Here is a 19,420-nt window from a genome sequence, read left to right on the forward strand (position 1 = left end):
TTTTGTCGAGGTGGGGTAGGAGGAATCAGCTCAGTGAAACTCAGTTTGTTTACAGTATTTGAAACAACTCACAATGATATCAAAGCCCGAAGGTTTTTTTCTTGACCCAAGCCCCATTAGGCACTAAGCTCTCGATCTACCCTGTAATTGTCTCTAGTTAAACAGCATATCCTTGCTGATTTGGCGAAAGACGCGCTAGGGCGCTGAACTTGTGGTTCAGAAGCCCATGGCCAACCTGCCCGACATAATCGGGTTGTGATCGCCAGCGCTTTGCGACATGTCCACACCCACAAGGTTGTTCATTTTCAAAAAGCCTGTGCCCCACGGCAATGCGATCCAGGACGGCATCCGACCAATGTCCCGTGGATTTTGTCAGGATTTTTTAAAATGGAATATACCGGCGCGGAAATCGTTGTCAAATGTCTGGAAGAAGAAGGCGTCAAGCACGTTTTTGGTTACCCAGGCGGAGCAGTACTCTATATCTATGACGCCATCTTCAAGCAAGATGGATTCGAACACATTCTCGTACGTCACGAACAAGCTGCAGTGCATGCGGCCGACGCCTATTCGCGTTCAAGCGACAAGGTGGGTGTTTGTCTCGTTACGTCCGGCCCAGGCCTCACCAATGCGGTAACAGGCATTGCAACAGCCTACATGGACTCCATTCCCATGGTGATTCTGTCCGGTCAAGTGCCTACGCACGCGATTGGTCAAGATGCGTTCCAGGAATGCGACACCGTGGGTATCACACGCCCCTGCGTCAAACACAACTTCCTTGTGAAAGATGTGAAAGACCTGGCGCGTGTCATGAAAGAAGCGTTTTATATCGCACGCACTGGCCGCCCAGGCCCTGTGCTGGTGGATATCCCCAAAGACATCACCATCCACAAAACCACGTTTGATTATTCCGAGCCAGTGAAAATGCGCTCGTACAACCCTGTGGTCAAAGGCCACCAAGGCCAAATCAAGAAAGCCGTGCAAATGATCCTTGAGGCAGAGCGCCCCATGATCTATTCCGGTGGTGGCGTTATTCTGGGCGATGCTTCAGCCGAGCTGACACGTCTGGTCGAGTGGGTTGGTGCACCGTGTACCAACACCTTGATGGGTCTTGGTGCATTCAAGGCCAGCGACAAGAAGTTCATGGGCATGCCTGGCATGCACGGCACTTACGAAGCCAACCTGGCCATGCAGAATTGCGACGTGTTGATCGCAGTGGGTGCCCGTTTTGACGACCGAGTCATCGGCAACCCCAAAGATTTTGCGTCCATTCCGCGCAAGATCATTCACATTGATATCGACCCTTCGTCCATTTCCAAGCGCGTGAAAGTGGATGTGCCAATCGTTGGCAACATCAAGGATGTGCTGGTTGATTTGATCCAGTTGCTGGAAGAAAGCGGCAAGCGGGTAGACCAAGGCAAACTGCAAGGTTGGTGGGAGCAGGTTGAAAAGTGGCGTGGCCGCAAGTGCCTGGACTACGCCAAGTCCGATGAACTGATCAAGCCGCAATTTGTGGTTGAAAAGCTGTGGGAAGTCACCAATGGTGATGCATTCGTCACATCGGACGTGGGCCAGCACCAAATGTGGGCTGCGCAGTACTACCGTTTTGACAAGCCACGCCGCTGGATCAATTCCGGTGGTCTGGGCACCATGGGTGTGGGCTTGCCTTACGCCATGGGCGTTCAAATGGCCAACCCCGATGCACAAATTGCCTGTATCACAGGTGAGGCGTCCATCCAGATGAACATTCAGGAACTGTCTACCTGCTTCCAGTATCACTTCACGCCGAAAGTCGTGAACTTGAACAACCGGTATCTGGGTATGGTTCGTCAGTGGCAGCAATTGGACTACGGTTCACGTTACTCCGAAAGCTACATGGACGCCTTGCCTGACTTCGTCAAGCTGGTGGAAGCGTATGGCCACATTGGCATGCAGATCACCAAGCCATGCGATGTCGAGCCAGCCCTGCGTGAAGCATTTGGCAAGTACAAAGACCGCCTGGTGTTCATGGACTTCATCACTGACCGCACTGAAAACGTGTGGCCAATGGTCAAGGCCGGCAAGGGACTTTCAGAAATGCTGCTGGGTTCGGAAGAACTGTAAAAGGAGATGGCAAATATGAGACATATTATTTCCGTTCTCCTCGAGAACGAACCTGGTGCCTTGTCCCGCGTGGTGGGCTTGTTTTCTGCTCGGGGTTACAACATTGAAACCCTGACTGTGGCCCCCACGGAAGATGAAACCCTGTCACGAATGACCATCGTGACAGTGGGGTCAGACGACGTGATTGAGCAAATCACCAAGCACCTTAACCGTTTGATTGAAGTGGTTAAAGTAGTCGATCTAAGTGATGGTGCGCATATTGAACGCGAGCTGATGCTGGTAAAATTGCGCGCAGTTGGCAAGGAGCGTGAAGAACTGAAGCGCACCGCGGACATTTTCCGTGGTCGCATCATCGATGTCACCGAGAAAAGCTACACCATCGAGCTGACTGGAAACAAATCCAAGCTGGACGCATTCCTGGATTCAATTGACCGCACGGCCATTCTGGAAACCGTCCGCACGGGCAGTTCCGGCATCGGTCGCGGTGAAAGGGTTTTGCGCGTTTGATCCGAGGTTTGAATCTGGCCATTAAATCCGGCGAATGAGTCCGGCGAATGAGTCCGCTCAATGAGCCAAATAAGTGAATTTAAATACCTGAAAAAAGGAAAATGACATGAAAGTTTATTACGACAAAGACGCGGATCTGTCCCTGATCCAGAAAAAGAAAGTATCCATCATTGGTTACGGTTCACAAGGCCATGCACACGCGCAAAACCTGCGCGACTCTGGCGTTGATGTCACTGTTGGCCTGCGCAAGGGTGGCGCGTCATGGTCCAAAGCCGAGGGCGCTGGCCTGAAGGTCAAGGAAGTGGCCGACGCTGTGAAAGAAGCGGACGTGGTCATGATCTTGTTGCCTGATGAAAACATTCCTGACGTGTACAACAAGGAAGTTGCACCAAACATCAAGCCAGGTGCTGCATTGGCATTCGCCCACGGCTTCAACGTGCATTACAACCAGGTTGTGCCGCGTGCTGACATCGACGTTATCATGATTGCCCCCAAAGGCCCTGGCCACACCGTGCGTTCTGAATACCTGAAGGGCGGCGGCGTGCCTTCATTGATCGCGATTTACCAGGACACCACTGGCAACGCCCACGACATTTCTTTGGCCTATGCAGCTGCAAACGGCGGCACAAAAGGCGGCGTGATTGAAACCAATTTCCGCGAAGAAACAGAAACTGACCTGTTCGGTGAACAGGCTGTGTTGTGCGGTGGTGCAGTTGAACTGGTGAAAGCCGGTTTCGAGACCTTGGTAGAAGCAGGCTACGCACCAGAAATGGCTTACTTCGAGTGCCTGCACGAACTGAAGTTGATTGTTGACCTGATGTACGAAGGCGGTATTGCCAACATGAACTACTCCATTTCCAACAACGCGGAATATGGTGAGTACGTGACCGGTAACCGTGTGATTGCAGACCAGGCACGTGCCGCAATGAAGGAATGTTTGAACAACATCCAGAACGGTGAATACGCCAAGCGCTTCATTTTGGAAGGCAAGACAAACTACCCAGAAATGACAGCACGTCGTCGCTTGAATGCTCAGCATCCAATCGAAATCGTGGGCGCACAATTGCGCGCCATGATGCCTTGGATCAGCAAGAACAAGCTGGTTGACCAGTCCAAGAACTAATACAGTTTGGTTTGCAGGCAGTCCAACCGGATTGCTTGCTTCCAGGAAAAAACCCACAGTGCGAAAGTGCTGTGGTTTTTTTTATTTCCTCTGCCTTTGTTACCCGCACTGTGTTTCCTGATCGGATATGTAGTTTATAAAATAAACTAATCGATAGTAGTATGAGTTCTCTTGTCACACAGCAAAAGCAAGGGAGTTCAGTATGGGGAAAGCAAAGTCGACAGGAAAGGTGTCCGCACAGGCAAATTCATCCCTCAAAAATGCCGTGTCGAGGGGAAACGGGGGTGAGCTTCATCAGCGCTTGTTGAGCGAGGGTCTGACCACCAATCAGGGTTTGCCAATTTCCGACAATCAGAATTCCTTGCGTGCGAATCCGGTCGGTCCGACCTTGTTGGAAGATTTCATTCTTCGTGAAAAAATAACCCATTTTGATCACGAAAGAATTCCCGAACGCATTGTGCATGCGCGTGGTACTGGGGTACATGGATTCTTTGAGTTGACTGATTCCCTGTCCCGGTATACCACTGCGGCGATTCTGACCGAGGTTGGTGTCCAAACGCCAGTGTTCACCCGGTTTTCCACCGTTGCTGGTGGTGCGGGGTCGATCGACACCCCCCGGGATGTTCGTGGCTTTGCTGTCAAGATGTACACCAAGGAAGGTAACTGGGATTTGGTAGGCAATAACATCCCGGTCTTCTTCGTTCAGGATGCGATGAAGTTTCCTGATCTGGTTCATGCAGTAAAAATGGAGCCAGACCGTGGTTTTCCTCAGGCTGCCAGCGCACACGATACATTCTGGGATTTCATTTCCCTGACACCCGAGTCCATGCACATGATCATGTGGGCCATGTCAGATCGCACCTTACCCCGCTCCCTTCGCATGATCGAAGGCTTTGGCGTGCACAGCTTCCGTTTGATCAACAAGCAAGGAAAATCCACGTTTGTTAAATTTCACTGGCGACCCAAGCTGGGTCTTCAATCCACAGTGTGGGATGAGGCTGTCAAGATTGCGGGGGCGGATCCGGACTTTCACCGACGTGACCTGTTCGAAGCAATTACCCATGGCCATTTTCCGGAATGGGAATTGGCAGTTCAACTGTTTACAGCTGAACAGGCTGAGCGCTTTCCGTTTGATCACCTGGATGCCACCAAGCTGATTCCCGAAGAACTCGTGCCCTTGAAAGTGATTGGGCGAATGGTGTTGAATCGCTGGCCCAACAATTTTTTTGCTGAAACAGAGCAGGTTGCTTTCTGTCCTTCTCACCTTGTGTCTGGAATCGATTTCTCCAATGATCCACTGTTGCAAGGGCGTCTTTTCTCCTATTTGGATACCCAGTTGTCGCGTCTGGGCGGACCGAATTTCCATCAGATTCCGGTGAATGCGCCGAAGTGTCCGTTTGCAAACAACCAGCGCGACGGGCATATGCAAATGAATCAGCCTGTTGGCCGTGTGGCGTATGAGCCCAATACCCTGGACCCTGAAGGACCCCGTGAACAGCCCAAAGGTTTTCAAAGTGCGAGAATTGAAGAGAACGGTGTGCGCGGACGGATACGGGCCGCGTCGTTCAATGATCATTACAGCCAAGCCAGGCAGTTTTTTGTCAGCCAGACAATCCACGAGCAGGCCCACATGGCTTCTGCACTGGTCTTCGAATTGTCAAAAGTCGAGTACATACACATTCGACAAGCGATCGTGGGGCATCTTCAACACATTGACAAAGGTTTGGCGCAACGTGTGGCGAAAGGTTTGGGTTTGCGTGAAATGCCTCAACCGCCAGTTGCTGCGGCGCCCGTCCAGCAGTTCAAACCGTCTCCTGCTCTACAAACCATTGGCAAAATGAAGGGCACGCTTGAGGGACGCATGTTGGGTGTATTGGTAGGGCACGGTTCAGACAAAGCCCAGATTGACAAGCTGGTTAAAGGAATTTCCAAAGCCGGTGCCACCTGCAAGATTGTGGCCTTGCATGTCGGGGATGTTGTGTTGTCGGATCAATCCGGTTTGAAGGTAGATGGCCAGTTGGCCGGTACGCCATCGGTCATTTTTGACGCGATAGCCTTGGTTCTGGATGACAAGGTGGCGACTGCCATGTGCAATGAAGCAGCCGCCGTGGACTTTGTTCGTGATGCTTTCGGGCATTTGAAGGCCATTGCTTTTGACACTGGCGCAAATGTTTTGCTGGAAAGGGCAGGTGTATTCAAGGATGAAGGTGTTGTCTCGGTGCGGGACATTCCCCGATTTTTGACGGCAGCCCAGACAAGGCAGTGGGATCGGGAAAAGTCAATTCGCACTTTGGCTTAAGCAGATTAATGTCACCGGGTTTGGATTGTTTAAACTGGCACTTGAGGGATTACTTCAGATTCTTATTGGTCAATTCGCACAATTGTGCCCACAGTGCGTGCTTTTGCCTTATAAAATCGGTCTCATAATCATTCACAACAAAGAACCATGAACTATCCACACCCAATTATTGCCCGCGAAGGTTGGCCATTCCTTGCAGTAGTCGCCTTGCTGGCACTTGCGCTTCAATCATTTGGTCTGACATTTTTGTCGGTCGTGGCCTGGATTCTGTTTGTCTTTGTGCTGCAGTTTTTTCGCGATCCTCCCCGTTACATTCCCGCACAGAAAAACGCGGTGGTCTCTCCTGCCGATGGCCGCATTGTTGCTGTGGAGCGAGTTGAAGATCCCTATGCACAACGCGAGGCCTTGAAAATTTCCGTTTTCATGAATGTGTTCAATGTTCACTCCAATCGCATTCCAATTGGTGGTGAAATCAAGTCGGTGGACTATTTTCCGGGTTTGTTCGTTAACGCGGACCTGGACAAAGCCAGCACACAAAATGAAAGAAATGCAATCGTCATTCACACTGACACGGGTGCCACGGTTACTGCAGTTCAGGTGGCCGGTTTGATTGCCCGACGAATTCTTTGCTATGTCAAGCCTTCGGATTCAGTAGAAAAAGGCCAGCGTTATGGCTTTATCCGTTTTGGTTCGCGTGTGGATGTTTATCTCCCAACCGATTCCGTTCCCAAGGTAGCAATTGGTGACAAAGTCTCTGCATCCAGCACTGTGCTGGCTGAACTGGTGTCCTGAATATGCGATTTAAACGAAACAAAAACCGTTTTGGTGCCCCGCGTCCATTTTCTGCGAGGATGACAGGTCCGTCAGGGAAGCCTCACAAAGGGGTTTATCTTCTGCCTAACCTGTTCACCACAGCGGCTTTGTTTTGTGGTTTTTACGGCATTGTGATGGCGATGGGTCAACAGTTCACAACTGCTGCAGTGGCCATATTCGCAGCTTTGGTCCTGGACAGTCTGGACGGGCGAGTTGCCCGAATGACCAATACCCAAAGTGCCTTTGGTGCGGAATATGACAGCCTCGCCGACATGGTGTCTTTTGGCGCTGCGCCAGCCTTGATCATTTACGAATGGTCGCTCAGTGGCATGGGCAAACTTGGCTGGGTTGCAGCCTTTGTGTATCTGGCTGGTGCCGCTTTGCGGCTGGCGCGTTTCAATACCAATGCTGCCGTGGTCGACAAGGCCTGGTTTCAAGGCCTGCCGAGCCCGGCCGCCGCAGCTTTGGTCACAGGTTTTGTCTGGGTAATGGACGACGCCAAAATGGCGGGTGCCGAACTGGATTGGCTGGCTTGGGGCATTACGTTTTATGCTGGCATTACGATGGTGTCGAATGTGCCGTTTTTCAGTGGCAAAGACTTTCACTTTCGCCGCAGTGTGCCGTTTCTGGTGCTTGCGTTGATACCTCTGGTGTTTGCGCTCGTGTCACAAGACCCGCCCAAAGTGCTATTTGGGGTTTTTGTGTTGTACGGCATTTCAGGTTATGTGGTGTACGTGGTTCGCAAAGTCAAAGGTCAGGGTTTGAAAGGCCTGGACATTGAACGCGACGAACACTTTTGACTGATGACTTGATTCTTTGAAGCAGTTTTCGGCGAAAGCTTGACCTTGCTTGAAAAGCACTTTTTCCCTTCTTCAGCAGTTCGATTGACTAAAAAAGCCCTGACAAAAAGACGGTCAGGGCTTTTTTTCGCCGGTGGCGAACGCAATCGCAGTGCTGAAGCGGGGCGCTTTTCTTGAATCGCAAGTCAAGTCTCTCACACCAAGCCTGCTTCGAAGTCCTCTGCATTGCCGCCAGCCCATTGCTTGCGCGCCGCAGTGTTCGAAAAGGCGGTCTTCAGTTGGCATATCCCTTGTCGACCGGTCAGAAAGCCCACCCAATTTCCCCTTTGCCAAGGCGGTCGCGCGCGGCGCGAGAAGGTTTGGCCAACCCTCTTTTTTGGAGGCAAACCTTCAGCCGGGCAGGGGGGCAATTGGGAGAAAAGGGCTTTCGGTCTACCAAGGGATTGCCTCTGAAGGCGAGCCTTTTCCACCACGCATATGACAGCCGCACAAGCAATTGTGGGATGAGGGCTTTCGGTCGACCAAGGGGTTGCCTCCGAGGGGCTGCCTTGTTGTATCCTTGCCAGATATTCAGGAGAACAACATGTCAGACCGCCTCATCATATTCGACACCACCTTGCGCGACGGTGAACAAAGCCCTGGCGCCTCCATGACCCGCGAAGAAAAAATCCGGATTGCCAAGCAGCTGGAGAAGCTGAAGGTCGATGTCATTGAAGCGGGTTTTGCTGCATCCAGCAATGGTGACTTTGAGGCCATCAAATCGATTGCCTCGGTCATCAAAGAGTCCACCGTGTGTTCGCTGGCCCGTGCCAATGACAAAGACATCATGCGTGCAGGCGATGCCCTGGCTCCCGCTGAACGTCGACGAATTCATACCTTTATTGCCACTTCACCTTTGCACATGGAAGTGAAGCTGCGCATGACACCCGATCAAGTGCTTGAGCAAGCGGTCAAAGCAGTGAAGCTGGCCTTGCAGTACACCGATGATGTGGAATTTTCGGCAGAAGACGGCTACCGTTCGGAATTGCCCTTCCTTGCCAAGGTGTGCGAAGCCGTCATCAAGGCGGGTGCCAAAACCATCAATATTCCCGACACGGTGGGCTATGCCGTGCCATCGCTCTATGGTGAATTCATGCGCGACTTGCGCACAATGACTTCAAACAGCGACAAGGCAGTGTGGTCGGTGCACTGCCATAACGACCTTGGAATGGCTGTGGCCAATTCCCTTGCTGGTGTAGCCATCGGTGGTGCAAGGCAGGTGGAGTGCACCATCAATGGCTTGGGTGAGCGCGCAGGAAACTGTTCTCTCGAAGAAATCGTGATGGCTGTAAAAACCCGCCGTGACTTTTTCGACCTGGATGTGGGCATTGATACGACCCAGATTGTGTCTGCAAGCCGCCTGGTCAGCAACATCACCGGCTTCGTGGTTCAGCCCAACAAAGCCATTGTGGGTGCGAATGCGTTCGCCCATGCTTCTGGTATTCACCAGGATGGCGTGTTGAAGGCCCGCCAGACCTACGAAATCATGACGGCAGAGGATGTGGGCTGGTCTGCCAATAAAATCGTACTCGGCAAGTTGTCGGGTCGAAATGCCTTCAAACAACGCCTCGAGGCCTTGGGTATCGAGATGGACAGCGAACAGGCCCTGAACGACACATTCCAACGTTTCAAGGATCTGGCTGATCGCAAAGCAGAAATCTTTGACGAAGACATTCATGCCTTGGTGTCGGGTGATGGCACGGGCGGAGAATCCGAATTCTATCGGTATGTTTCGCTGGTTCAGCATTCAGAAACCGGCGAGCGACCCAAGGCCCGTGTGGTTTTCTCAGTGGACAGTCGCGAAGTGGTGTCTGAAAGCGAAGGCAACGGCCCTGTGGATGCAACAGTGAAAGCCATTGAAGCCGAGGTGCGAAGTGGGGCGGAACTGCTTCTGTTCTCGGTCAATGGCATTACATCAGGTACAACAGAGTCTCAGGGTGAAGTGACCATGCGCCTTCAAAAAGGCGGGCGAATTGTCAATGGCGTGGGTGCAGACCCCGATATCGTCGTGGCTTCGGCCAAGGCTTACCTGTCTGCACTGAACAAATTGCAGTCAAAACATGAAAAGTTGAACCCACAGGTTTGATTTTTACCGGTTTTCCCCTACAATAGTGGGTTCAGGCGACCACCTTTTTAAATAGGTGGTCTTTTTACACGGAACTGCGGTCACCATTTATTCAAAATCGGGCTGCAAGTTCACGCAAGTGGAGTAATAAAGATGTCAGAAATTAACAAAGCGGCAATTCTTGCCGAATATCAACGCGCCAAGGGTGACACTGGTTCCCCCGAGGTTCAAGTGGCATTGTTGACAGCCCGAATCAACTCGTTGACCGATCACTTCAAGGCCAACGCCAAAGACCATCACTCACGCCGCGGTTTGCTGCGCATGGTGTCTCGTCGTCGCAAGCTGCTTGACTACCTCAAGCGCAAAAACGCAGATGCTTACCGCAACCTGATCAGCAGCTTGGGTCTACGCAAGTAATTGGTCGCTGCTACAAGCCGTTGATTTGACTCAAATGCCTGCAACCCCGGTTGTGGGCATTTGTGTTTTAAAACCAGCGGGCTCTCGCGTCCAGGTATTGACCTGGCGAGATTACTAAAAGGAAAGACAAAGTGTTTGAAATCCATAAAGAAACGTTTCAATACGGTCAACATACCGTCACCATCGAAACTGGTGAAATTGCCCGCCAAGCTGGCGGCGCTGTCATTGTTAGTGTAGAAGACACCGTTGTTCTGGCAACTGTAGTTGCCGCCAAGTCAGCCAAGCCTGGCCAAGATTTTTTTCCTCTCACCGTCGATTATGTTGAGAAGTTTTACGCCGCCGGTCGTATCCCTGGTGGCTTTTTCAAGCGTGAAGGCAAGGGCACCGAGCAGGAAACCCTGAATGCCCGCTTGATCGATCGCCCACTGCGTCCCCTGTTTCCTGAAGGCTTCTTCAACGAAGTGCAGGTTTGCCTGACAGTGATGTCAATCAACCCCGAAGTGAACCCCGATATTCCAGCCATGCTGGGTGCTTCTGCGGCCCTGTCAATTGCCGGCATTCCTTTCAATGGCCCAGTGGGCGGCGCACGCGTGGGTTATATCAACGACCAGTACGTGTTGAACCCCACGGCAACTCAGCTGAAAGACAGCAAGATGGACCTGATTGTTGCAGGTACTGAGGCTGCAGTGTTGATGGTTGAATCCGAGGCCCACGAGCTGACCGAAGAAATCATGCTGGGCGGCATCATGTTCGGTCACGAACAAATGCAAGCTGCCATCAATGCGATCCATGCATTGACTGCCAAAGCCGGCAAACCCGAGTGGGACTGGAAAGCAGCACCTGCCAACGAGCCACTGGTTGCCGCAATCACAGAATTGGCTGGCGAGAAGCTGGCTGCTGCGTACAAAATGACCGAAAAGCAGGCCCGTAGCCAGCGCCTGAAAGAAATTTCAGCGGAAGTGGCTGCCGAACTGCCTTCCAAGCTGACTGAAGAGCAACGCGCCGGCATTACCAATGCCGACGTGGGCGACATCATGTTTGGCCTGGAAGCGAAAATTGTTCGTGGTCAAATCCTGAATGGCGAGCCACGTATTGACGGCCGCGACACACGCACCGTGCGCCCCATTACTGTTCGCACTGGCGTGTTGCCACGTGCGCACGGTTCAGCCTTGTTCACACGCGGTGAAACACAGGCCTTGGTAGTAACCACCTTGGGTACAGGCCGCGACGAACAAATGATTGATGCAGTGGCTGGTGAATACCGTGACCGCTTCATGTTCCATTACAACATGCCCCCCTACGCCACCGGCGAATGTGGTCGCATGGGTGCACCAAAGCGCCGCGAAATTGGTCATGGTCGTTTGGCCCGTCGTGCAGTTGAAATGATGCTGCCAGCTCCTGAAGATTTCCAGTACACCATGCGTGTGGTGTCAGAAATCACTGAGTCCAATGGTTCAAGCTCCATGGCTTCCGTTTGCGGTGGCGCATTGTCCTTGATGGACGCTGGTGTTCCTTTGAAGCAACTGGTGGCTGGTATCGCCATGGGCTTGATCAAGGAAGACAACAAATTCGCCGTATTGACCGACATTCTGGGTGACGAAGATCACCTGGGTGACATGGACTTCAAGGTGGCTGGTACTGAAAACGGTGTGACTGCTTTGCAGATGGACATCAAGATTCAGGGCATCACCAAGGAAATCATGCAGGTTGCGTTGGCTCAGGCCCGCGAAGGCCGCATGCACATTCTGGGCATCATGAAAGAAGCAACAGGTGGCAGCGTGGGTGAATTGTCTGCTTACGCGCCCCGCATGATCACCATGAAAATCAATCCCGAGAAAATTCGTGATGTGATCGGTAAGGGCGGTGCAACCATTCGTGGCATCACTGAGCAAACCGGCGCCAGCATTGACATCAAGGAAGATGGTTCAATCACCATCGCTTCCGTGGATGGCGACGCAGGCGAGCGTGCCAAGAAGATCATCGAAGGCATCACAGCTGAAGTGGAAGTGGGCGCCGTATACGAAGGCACAGTGTTGAAATTGCTCGATTTTGGTGCAATTGTCAGCGTGTTGCCAGGCAAAGACGGCTTATTGCACATCTCCCAGATTGCAAACGAGCGCGTCAACACCGTTGGTGATTTCCTCAAGGAAGGCCAAGTTGTCAAAGTCAAAGTATTGGAAGCCGACGAAAAAGGCCGCCTGCGCTTGTCCATGAAAGCATTGCTGACGCAAGACGCACCCGCCGAGCAGGCTGGTGAAGGTTCTAGCGAAGGCTGATGAGTAAGCCGGCCGCGCAACCGCCTGTCAGCATGAAGGCGGTACGTGTGAAGGCCCCTGGCGGGGTCGATCAGCTTGAGCTGACTGAACTGCCAGTGCCTTCTCCCAAGCCTGGAGAGGTGCTTGTTCAGGTTGTGGCCGCTGGGGTGAATCGTCCCGACGTGCTTCAGCGTCTGGGTTTGTACCCTCCACCCCCTGACGCCAATCCGAATTTGGGTCTTGAAGTGTCGGGTGTGGTTGTGGCTGTGGGGCAGGGCGTCTCTGAAAGCATGTTGAACAAACCCGTCATGGCCTTGTGCAATGGCGGGGGTTATGCGGAGTATGTGTGCACGCCTGCAAGGCAGTGCATGCAGATTCCTGAAGGTATTGGTTTCACCGAGGCAGCAAGTCTGCCCGAAGTTTACATGACCGTGTGGCAGAACCTTTTCATGAAAGGTGGTGCCAAAGCAGGTCAAACCGTATTGATTCATGGGGGCAGCAGTGGCATTGGTACCGCTGCCATCCAGTTGTGCAAGAAACACGGACTGCGCACTCTGGTTACAGTGGGCAGTCAGGACAAGGCTGATTTTTGTACGCAATTGGGGGCTGATAAGGCCTACCTGTACAAATCCCAGGATTGGGAGCAGCTTGTATTGCAAGATACCGCGCATCAGGGTGTCGATTTGATTCTCGACATGGTTGCCGGCGAGTATTTGAACAAGGATTTGAATTGTGTCAAACCCCAGGGCATGGTGATCGTCATCGCCTTGTTGGGCGGACGCTTTGCAAACATCGATGCTGCAAAGCTGTTGACCAAGCAGGTGGTGCTTACTGGTACCACGCTCAGGCCACGCTCACCCGAATTCAAGGCTGAATTGGCGCGGCAGGTCGAGCGGCAGTTGCAGGAAGGATTTGCCTCAGGCGCCTTAAGGTCACTAGTGCAGGCCACTTTTGGACTGGATGAAGTAGCCAGTGCACATGATCTGATGGAATCGGGCGACTCGTTTGGCAAAATCGTACTTAGTATTGAAGATTAGGATTGTAGATTAAGGACAAGCATGGGTAACGCAACAGAAAAACAAACAAGAAAAAAACTGGTAGCTGGGAACTGGAAAATGAATGGCAGCTTCGACTCCAATGAAGCGCTGATTCTTGGTTTTTTGCCTGAAGTTGATGACCTGGTGGATGTTTCCGTATTTTGTCCTTTCCCTTACCTGGCGCAAGTGGCCAAGCTCTTGCAGGAACAAGGCGTAGCTCACGGTGCGCAAGATGTGTCGTCCAAGGCCAGCGGTGCCTACACAGGTGAAGTGTCCGTGGATATGTTGAAAGAGTTTGAGGTTACGCAGGTGTTGGTTGGCCATTCCGAGCGTCGCCAATATCATGCAGAAACCAGTGTGGCTGTGGCTGAAAAAGCGGTGGCTGCCCTGGCGGCCGGTATTACGCCCATTGTTTGCGTGGGTGAAACCCTTGCAGAACGGGAAGCCGGACAGGTTGAGGCGGTGATTGCTTCCCAGTTGGATCCTGTTGTGGAACACTGCGCGAAGTTTGTTGAAAACGGTGCATGGAATCTGGTCATTGCATACGAGCCTGTTTGGGCGATTGGAACCGGTGTTACAGCCAGTCCGGATCAGGCACAAGAGGTTCACGCCATGATCCGCAATCGCCTTCAGGCCATGTTGGGGACAGAAGTTGCCCAAAGCACACGAATTTTGTACGGTGGAAGTGTCAAGCCGGGCAATGCAAGCGAGATTTTTTCAAAAGTTGACATTGATGGTGGCCTAATTGGCGGTGCGGCTTTGTCTTCTGACGATTTCTCTGGAATAATACGCGCCGCGAGGGGTTAATTAAATTATGAGCATCTTCAATACATTTTTGGTTGTCATGCAGGTTGTGTCCGCAATTGCGGTCATTGTTCTCGTTTTGTTGCAGCACGGCAAAGGCGCAGACATGGGCGCAGCCTTCGGTAGCGGTTCATCGGGCAGCCTTTTTGGTGCAACGGGATCTGCGAATTTCTTAAGCCGGGCAACAGGGTTTTGTGCTACAATTTTCCTGCTTTGCACATTGGGTTTGGCGTTTTATTCGCGAGCCGGTGTTGAAGCTGAATCTGGCGGTGTAATGGAAGCAATTCAGGCTTCTCCTGCTGAGGGAACGGCAACCCCTGCAGCGAGCAAGCCCTCCGAACCAAAAACACCAGTTCAGGAAATTCCAAAGTAAGACATATGCCGACGTGGTGGAATTGGTAGACACGCTATCTTGAGGGGGTAGTGGCCACAGGCTGTGCGAGTTCGAGTCTCGCCGTCGGCACCAAGGTTTAAATAAAAGCCGGTCTAGTAAGCAATGACCGGCTTTTTTTCGGGCCAATACAAGGTCGTTAGGGTTTACACGGGAGTCACAGTGAATTTAGAGTCTTATTTTCCAGTCTTGTTGTTCATCCTTGTGGGTATCGGTGTTGGCGGCGGTGCCATGCTGGCTGGGCGAGTCCTCGCCCCCCATCGCCCAGACGGGCAAAAACTTTCTCCTTACGAGTGTGGTTTTGAAGCGTTCGAAGACGCTCGCATGCAATTTGACGTGCGCTACTACCTCGTTGCCATTCTTTTCATTTTGTTTGATCTGGAAATCGCGTTCCTTTTTCCCTGGGCTGTGGCCTATCGGGAAATTGGTCCAGTCGGCTTTTGGGCCATGATGATTTTTCTCGGTGTGCTGGTCGTGGGTTTCATCTACGAATGGACCCGCGGTGCACTGGATTGGGAATAAGCGGCCAATAAGCTGGCCGACAAGCGGGCTATTTATGGGCAACCGATTCAAATGGTTTGCTCCACTTTCGTGAAGGTAGTATGCAATGGGTATTGACGGCGTTTTAAACGAAGGTTTCATCACCACAACAGCTGACAAGCTGATTAACTGGGGCAGAACCGGTTCGCTGTGGCCAATGACATTTGGCTTGGCTTGCTGTGCGGTCGAAATGATGCACGCGGGTGCCAGTCGTTATGACCTGGACCGATTTGGTATCATTTTCCGTCCCAGCCCACGGCAGTCCGATCTCATGATCGTGGCAGGAACGCTTTGCAACAAAATGGCACCTGCCTTGCGCAAGGTTTACGACCAGATGGCCGAGCCCCGCTGGGTTCTTTCCATGGGCTCATGCGCCAATGGTGGCGGCTACTACCACTATTCCTACTCTGTGGTTCGTGGTTGCGACCGTATCGTGCCTGTTGACGTCTATGTACCGGGCTGTCCCCCAACTGCTGAAGCCTTGATGTACGGTCTGCTGCAATTGCAGAACAAGATCAAGACCACTTCCACCATTGCGCGATAAGGGGTTCTAGTGATGTCTCAGAACCAATCCCAGAATCTTGAACAACTCAGTGCTGCCTTGATCGCAGCCTTGGGTGATCGTGTTGTCGGATGCAGCGTTGCATTTGCCGAAGTCAATCTGACCATCAAAGCTGATTCGTATCTCGAATCCTGTTTTATCCTCCGTGATCACGAAAGCCTGCAGTTTGAGCAATTGATTGACCTGTGTGGTCTTGATCGCAGCGAATACGGGAACGAGTTGAATGAATCACAACGCTTCTGGGTTGTTTGCCACTTGTTGTCAGTGTCAAAAAACCTGCGTGTTCGTTTGAAAGTATGTTGCCAGGATGACGACCTGCCTACAGTGGCCTCCGTCATTGATGTGTGGTCTTCGGCCAATTGGTACGAGCGCGAAGCATTCGACCTGTACGGCATCGTGTTTGAAGGTCACCCAGACCTGCGTCGAATTTTGACCGACTACGGTTTTGTAGGCCATCCTTTCCGCAAGGATTTCCCCCTGTCTGGCCATGTTGAAATGCGCTATGACCCTGAGCTTGGCCGCGTGGTGTATCAACCCGTCACCATTGAGCCACGTGAAATTACACCTCGAATCATTCGCGAACCTCAATACGGCGGAGCGAAATAATCATGGCTGAAATCAAGAACTACACCCTCAACTTTGGCCCTCAGCACCCTGCCGCTCACGGTGTATTGCGCCTGGTACTGGAATTGGACGGCGAAGTCGTTCAGCGTGCCGATCCGCACATTGGTTTGCTGCACCGCGGTACCGAAAAGCTGGCTGAACACAAAACATTTATTCAGGCTCTGCCGTACATGGACCGTCTTGATTACGTGTCCATGATGTGCAATGAACATGCGTACTGCATGGCCATTGAAAAGTTGCTGAACATTGAAGTACCTGTTCGCGCTCAGTACATTCGCGTGATGTTTGATGAAATCACCCGTATCTTGAACCACCTGCTGTGGTTGGGTGCGCATGGTCTCGACGTGGGTGCCATGGCGGTGTTTTTGTACGCCTTCCGTGAGCGCGAAGACCTGATGGACTGCTACGAAGCAGTTTCGGGTGCGCGCTTGCATGCAGCTTATTACCGCCCTGGCGGTGTGTACCGTGACTTGCCAGACCGCATGCCTCAGTACAAACCATCCAAAGTGCGTTCGGCCAAGAAAGTTGACGAATTGAACAAGAACCGTCAGGGTTCGGTGCTTGATTTCATTGACGATTTCACCCAGCGCTTTCCCAAGTATGTGGATGAATATGAAACACTGCTGACCGACAACCGGATCTGGAAACAGCGTTTGGTGGGTGTTGGTGTTGTTACACCCGAGCGCGCTTTGTCCATGGGTTTCACCGGCCCGATGTTGCGTGGATCCGGCATTGCCTGGGATCTGCGCAAGAAGCAGCCCTATGAGGTTTACGACCGTCTGGATTTTGATATTCCTGTTGGCAAGAATGGCGATTGCTATGACCGCTACCTGGTGCGTGTCGAAGAAATGCGTCAGTCCAACAAAATCATCAAGCAGTGTGTGGATTGGCTGCGTGTCAACCCCGGCCCCGTGATGAGCGACAACCACAAGGTGACTCCGCCCAAGCGCGTGGACATGAAAACCAATATGGAAGAGCTGATCCACCACTTCAAGCTGTTCACCGAAGGCATGCATGTGCCTGAAGGGGAGTCGTATGCAGCGGTGGAGCATCCCAAGGGTGAATTCGGTATTTACCTGGTGGCCGATGGGGCCAACAAGCCTTACCGCCTGAAGATTCGCGCGCCTGGTTTTGCGCACCTGCAAGGTTTGGACGAAATGTCTCGCGGCCACATGTTGGCTGACGTGGTCACCATCATTGGTACCCAGGACATCGTGTTCGGTGAAATTGATCGCTAAGGATTAAACAGAATCATGAAGTTGAGCGAAAACGCCTGTCGCCTGATCGACAAGGAACTGACCAAATATCCGGCAGACCAGAAAATTTCTGCGGTCATGGCTGGCCTGCGCATTGCGCAGGTGGAGTTGGGCTGGTTGTCTTCCGAGGCCATTGAAGCGGTGGCTGAATACCTTGAAATCCAGCCGATTGCTGCCTATGAAGTGGCCACGTTTTACAACATGTACGACACCAAGAAAGTCGGCAAATCGAAAATTGTGGTGTGCACCAACTTGCCTTGCGCTTTGTCGGGTGGAACGGATGCTGCTGAATATTTGAAAAAGAAATTGGGTATTGATTATAACGAGACCACAAAAGACGGCCTGTTCACCTTGAAAGAAGGTGAGTGCATGGGCGCCTGTGGTGATTCCCCGGTCATGCTGGTGAACAATCACCGCATGTGCAGTTTCATGAGTAACGAAAAAATTGATGCGTTGGTAGAGGAGTTGAAGTCATGACTTGTTTGCACGGACGGCACATTAACCCGGTGATTCTGGCCGGTCTCGATGGCAGCAACTGGGACCTGAAAGGTTACGAGGCACGCGGTGGTTACAAAGCCCTGCGCAAAATCCTGACTGAAGGTATTTCTCAAGAAGATGTCATTGCTGAGATCAAGAAATCGGCCTTGCGCGGCCGTGGCGGCGCGGGCTTTCCGACAGGCTTGAAGTGGAGCTTCATGCCCCGTCAGTTTCCAGGACAAAAATACCTGGCCTGCAATTCTGACGAAGGTGAGCCAGGCACATTCAAAGATCGCGACATTTTGCGTTACAACCCGCATTCCGTGATTGAAGGCATGGCCATTGCCGCCTTTGCCATGGGAATCAGCGTGGGTTACAACTACATTCACGGCGAAATCTGGGAAACCTACGAACGCTTTGAAGAAGCTCTGGAGCAGGCTCGCGCGGCAGGTTACCTGGGCGACAAGATCATGGGTTCGAACTTCAATTTCCAGTTGCATGCGCACCAGGGTTATGGTGCCTACATCTGCGGTGAAGAAACAGCCCTGATCGAATCCATTGAAGGCAAGAAAGGCCAGCCTCGTTTCAAGCCACCATTCCCGGCTTCTTACGGTATTTATGGCAAGCCCACAACCATCAACAACACAGAAACATTCGCTGCTGTTCCGTTCATCATTCAAAACGGTGGCGACTGGTTCTTGGAATTGGGCAAGCCCAACAACGGTGGCACCAAGATTTTCTCGATTTCCGGTGACGTTGAAAAACCCGGTAACTATGAAATTCCACTGGGCACACCGTTCGCAACACTGCTGGAAATGGCGGGCGGCATGAAAGGTGGTCGCAAGATCAAGGCCGTAATTCCCGGTGGATCTTCCATGCCCGTGTTGCCCGGTGATGTCATGATGGCGACCGACATGGATTACGATTCAATCGCCAAAGCTGGTTCCATGCTGGGTTCCGGCGCGGTTATCGTGATGGACGAAACACGTTGCATGGTGAAAAGCTTGCTGCGCCTGTCCTATTTCTACTACGAAGAAAGTTGCGGACAGTGCACACCCTGCCGTGAAGGCACAGGTTGGCTGTATCGCATCGTGAACCGCATTGAACACGGCGAAGGTCGTCCTGAAGATCTGGACATGTTGAATTCGATTGCTGACAACATCCAGGGACGCACAATCTGTGCGCTGGGCGATGCAGCAGCCATGCCGGTTCGTGCGTTCCTGAAGCATTTCCACGAAGAATTTGAGCATCACATCACACACAAGTCGTGCATCGTGCCGGCTTACGTTTGATTCCCTGCGGGTAAATACA

Annotated in this window: 19 protein-coding genes and 1 tRNA gene; 19 read left to right on the forward strand and 1 reads right to left on the reverse strand. The window is 52.2% G+C overall.

Annotated elements, in window-relative coordinates; genetic code table 11:
- Positions 1-216 precede the first annotated feature (216 nt).
- A complete protein-coding gene (locus tag RGQ30_RS06205) occupies positions 217-348 on the reverse strand; it encodes a hypothetical protein (RefSeq protein WP_008251157.1) in 132 nt (43 codons plus the stop codon).
- 39 nt (positions 349-387) lie between these two features.
- On the opposite strand from RGQ30_RS06205, the gene RGQ30_RS06210 reads away from it, so the two are divergent.
- From RGQ30_RS06210 to nuoF, 19 genes are all read left to right on the forward strand, one after another.
- Complete coding sequence (locus RGQ30_RS06210) at positions 388-2,100, forward strand: acetolactate synthase 3 catalytic subunit (protein WP_130556740.1); 1,713 nt, start codon at positions 388-390, stop codon at positions 2,098-2,100.
- A 15-nt stretch (positions 2,101-2,115) separates the two neighbouring features.
- The gene (gene ilvN, locus RGQ30_RS06215; RefSeq protein WP_130556739.1) at positions 2,116-2,607 is read left to right on the forward strand and encodes an acetolactate synthase small subunit; all 492 of its coding nucleotides are present in this window, start codon (positions 2,116-2,118) and stop codon (positions 2,605-2,607) included.
- A gap of 106 nt (positions 2,608-2,713) precedes the next feature.
- On the forward strand, positions 2,714-3,730 hold the full coding sequence (gene ilvC, locus RGQ30_RS06220) for a ketol-acid reductoisomerase (RefSeq protein ID WP_130556738.1): 1,017 nt from the start codon (positions 2,714-2,716) through the stop codon (positions 3,728-3,730).
- A 202-nt stretch (positions 3,731-3,932) separates the two neighbouring features.
- The gene (locus tag RGQ30_RS06225) at positions 3,933-6,029 is read left to right on the forward strand and encodes a catalase (RefSeq protein ID WP_130556737.1); all 2,097 of its coding nucleotides are present in this window, start codon (positions 3,933-3,935) and stop codon (positions 6,027-6,029) included.
- Between the two features lie 147 nt (positions 6,030-6,176).
- Positions 6,177-6,821 carry a phosphatidylserine decarboxylase gene (locus tag RGQ30_RS06230; protein WP_130556736.1) on the forward strand — a complete coding sequence of 215 codons (645 nt, stop codon included), beginning with the start codon at positions 6,177-6,179 and terminating at the stop codon, positions 6,819-6,821.
- Between the two features lie 2 nt (positions 6,822-6,823).
- A complete protein-coding gene (gene pssA, locus RGQ30_RS06235) occupies positions 6,824-7,642 on the forward strand; it encodes a CDP-diacylglycerol--serine O-phosphatidyltransferase (RefSeq protein ID WP_130556735.1) in 819 nt (272 codons plus the stop codon).
- A 583-nt stretch (positions 7,643-8,225) separates the two neighbouring features.
- Entirely contained in the window at positions 8,226-9,767 is a 1,542-nt protein-coding gene (locus RGQ30_RS06240) for a 2-isopropylmalate synthase (RefSeq protein ID WP_130556734.1), read from the forward strand.
- A gap of 132 nt (positions 9,768-9,899) precedes the next feature.
- Positions 9,900-10,163, forward strand: a complete 264-nt coding sequence (rpsO, locus tag RGQ30_RS06245) for a 30S ribosomal protein S15 (protein WP_008251166.1) — start codon at positions 9,900-9,902, stop codon at positions 10,161-10,163.
- A gap of 131 nt (positions 10,164-10,294) precedes the next feature.
- Positions 10,295-12,439, forward strand: a complete 2,145-nt coding sequence (gene pnp / locus RGQ30_RS06250) for a polyribonucleotide nucleotidyltransferase (RefSeq protein ID WP_130556733.1) — start codon at positions 10,295-10,297, stop codon at positions 12,437-12,439.
- Positions 12,439-13,455 (forward strand): NAD(P)H-quinone oxidoreductase, encoded by a 1,017-nt coding sequence (locus RGQ30_RS06255; RefSeq protein WP_130556732.1) that lies wholly within the window; start codon positions 12,439-12,441, stop codon positions 13,453-13,455. Before pnp ends, RGQ30_RS06255 begins: the two co-directional genes overlap by 1 nt.
- A gap of 21 nt (positions 13,456-13,476) precedes the next feature.
- The gene (gene tpiA / locus RGQ30_RS06260; RefSeq protein ID WP_130556731.1) at positions 13,477-14,262 is read left to right on the forward strand and encodes a triose-phosphate isomerase; all 786 of its coding nucleotides are present in this window, start codon (positions 13,477-13,479) and stop codon (positions 14,260-14,262) included.
- A 7-nt stretch (positions 14,263-14,269) separates the two neighbouring features.
- Complete coding sequence (secG, locus tag RGQ30_RS06265; RefSeq protein ID WP_130556730.1) at positions 14,270-14,632, forward strand: preprotein translocase subunit SecG; 363 nt, start codon at positions 14,270-14,272, stop codon at positions 14,630-14,632.
- Positions 14,633-14,639: 7 nt separating this feature from the next.
- Positions 14,640-14,725, forward strand: a tRNA-Leu gene (locus RGQ30_RS06270).
- A gap of 87 nt (positions 14,726-14,812) precedes the next feature.
- The gene (locus tag RGQ30_RS06275; protein ID WP_130556729.1) at positions 14,813-15,172 is read left to right on the forward strand and encodes an NADH-quinone oxidoreductase subunit A; all 360 of its coding nucleotides are present in this window, start codon (positions 14,813-14,815) and stop codon (positions 15,170-15,172) included.
- 85 nt (positions 15,173-15,257) lie between these two features.
- Positions 15,258-15,734, forward strand: a complete 477-nt coding sequence (locus RGQ30_RS06280) for a NuoB/complex I 20 kDa subunit family protein (protein ID WP_008251188.1) — start codon at positions 15,258-15,260, stop codon at positions 15,732-15,734.
- 12 nt (positions 15,735-15,746) lie between these two features.
- Positions 15,747-16,358, forward strand: a complete 612-nt coding sequence (locus RGQ30_RS06285) for an NADH-quinone oxidoreductase subunit C (RefSeq protein ID WP_130556728.1) — start codon at positions 15,747-15,749, stop codon at positions 16,356-16,358.
- Between the two features lie 2 nt (positions 16,359-16,360).
- Complete coding sequence (locus tag RGQ30_RS06290) at positions 16,361-17,614, forward strand: NADH-quinone oxidoreductase subunit D (RefSeq protein ID WP_130556727.1); 1,254 nt, start codon at positions 16,361-16,363, stop codon at positions 17,612-17,614.
- 15 nt (positions 17,615-17,629) lie between these two features.
- Positions 17,630-18,109: an NADH-quinone oxidoreductase subunit NuoE gene (nuoE, locus tag RGQ30_RS06295; RefSeq protein ID WP_130556726.1), complete on the forward strand. Its 480-nt coding sequence runs from the start codon at positions 17,630-17,632 to the stop codon at positions 18,107-18,109.
- Complete coding sequence (gene nuoF / locus RGQ30_RS06300) at positions 18,106-19,401, forward strand: NADH-quinone oxidoreductase subunit NuoF (protein WP_130556725.1); 1,296 nt, start codon at positions 18,106-18,108, stop codon at positions 19,399-19,401. Before nuoE ends, nuoF begins: the two co-directional genes overlap by 4 nt.
- The last annotated feature ends 19 nt before the right edge of the window (positions 19,402-19,420 follow it).

The organism is Limnobacter thiooxidans, from assembly GCF_036323495.1.
Lineage (GTDB): Bacteria > Pseudomonadota > Gammaproteobacteria > Burkholderiales > Burkholderiaceae_B > Limnobacter > Limnobacter thiooxidans.

Coding starts and splice junctions, on each gene's coding strand:
- RGQ30_RS06205 (WP_008251157.1), bottom strand. CDS start 348: ATGCCGTCCTGGATCGCATTGCCGTGGGGCACAGGCTTTTTGAAAATG.
- RGQ30_RS06210 (WP_130556740.1), top strand. CDS start 388: ATGGAATATACCGGCGCGGAAATCGTTGTCAAATGTCTGGAAGAAGAA.
- ilvN (WP_130556739.1), top strand. CDS start 2,116: ATGAGACATATTATTTCCGTTCTCCTCGAGAACGAACCTGGTGCCTTG.
- ilvC (WP_130556738.1), top strand. CDS start 2,714: ATGAAAGTTTATTACGACAAAGACGCGGATCTGTCCCTGATCCAGAAA.
- RGQ30_RS06225 (WP_130556737.1), top strand. CDS start 3,933: ATGGGGAAAGCAAAGTCGACAGGAAAGGTGTCCGCACAGGCAAATTCA.
- RGQ30_RS06230 (WP_130556736.1), top strand. CDS start 6,177: ATGAACTATCCACACCCAATTATTGCCCGCGAAGGTTGGCCATTCCTT.
- pssA (WP_130556735.1), top strand. CDS start 6,824: ATGCGATTTAAACGAAACAAAAACCGTTTTGGTGCCCCGCGTCCATTT.
- RGQ30_RS06240 (WP_130556734.1), top strand. CDS start 8,226: ATGTCAGACCGCCTCATCATATTCGACACCACCTTGCGCGACGGTGAA.
- rpsO (WP_008251166.1), top strand. CDS start 9,900: ATGTCAGAAATTAACAAAGCGGCAATTCTTGCCGAATATCAACGCGCC.
- RGQ30_RS06255 (WP_130556732.1), top strand. CDS start 12,439: ATGAGTAAGCCGGCCGCGCAACCGCCTGTCAGCATGAAGGCGGTACGT.
- tpiA (WP_130556731.1), top strand. CDS start 13,477: ATGGGTAACGCAACAGAAAAACAAACAAGAAAAAAACTGGTAGCTGGG.
- secG (WP_130556730.1), top strand. CDS start 14,270: ATGAGCATCTTCAATACATTTTTGGTTGTCATGCAGGTTGTGTCCGCA.
- RGQ30_RS06280 (WP_008251188.1), top strand. CDS start 15,258: ATGGGTATTGACGGCGTTTTAAACGAAGGTTTCATCACCACAACAGCT.
- RGQ30_RS06285 (WP_130556728.1), top strand. CDS start 15,747: ATGTCTCAGAACCAATCCCAGAATCTTGAACAACTCAGTGCTGCCTTG.
- RGQ30_RS06290 (WP_130556727.1), top strand. CDS start 16,361: ATGGCTGAAATCAAGAACTACACCCTCAACTTTGGCCCTCAGCACCCT.
- nuoE (WP_130556726.1), top strand. CDS start 17,630: ATGAAGTTGAGCGAAAACGCCTGTCGCCTGATCGACAAGGAACTGACC.
- nuoF (WP_130556725.1), top strand. CDS start 18,106: ATGACTTGTTTGCACGGACGGCACATTAACCCGGTGATTCTGGCCGGT.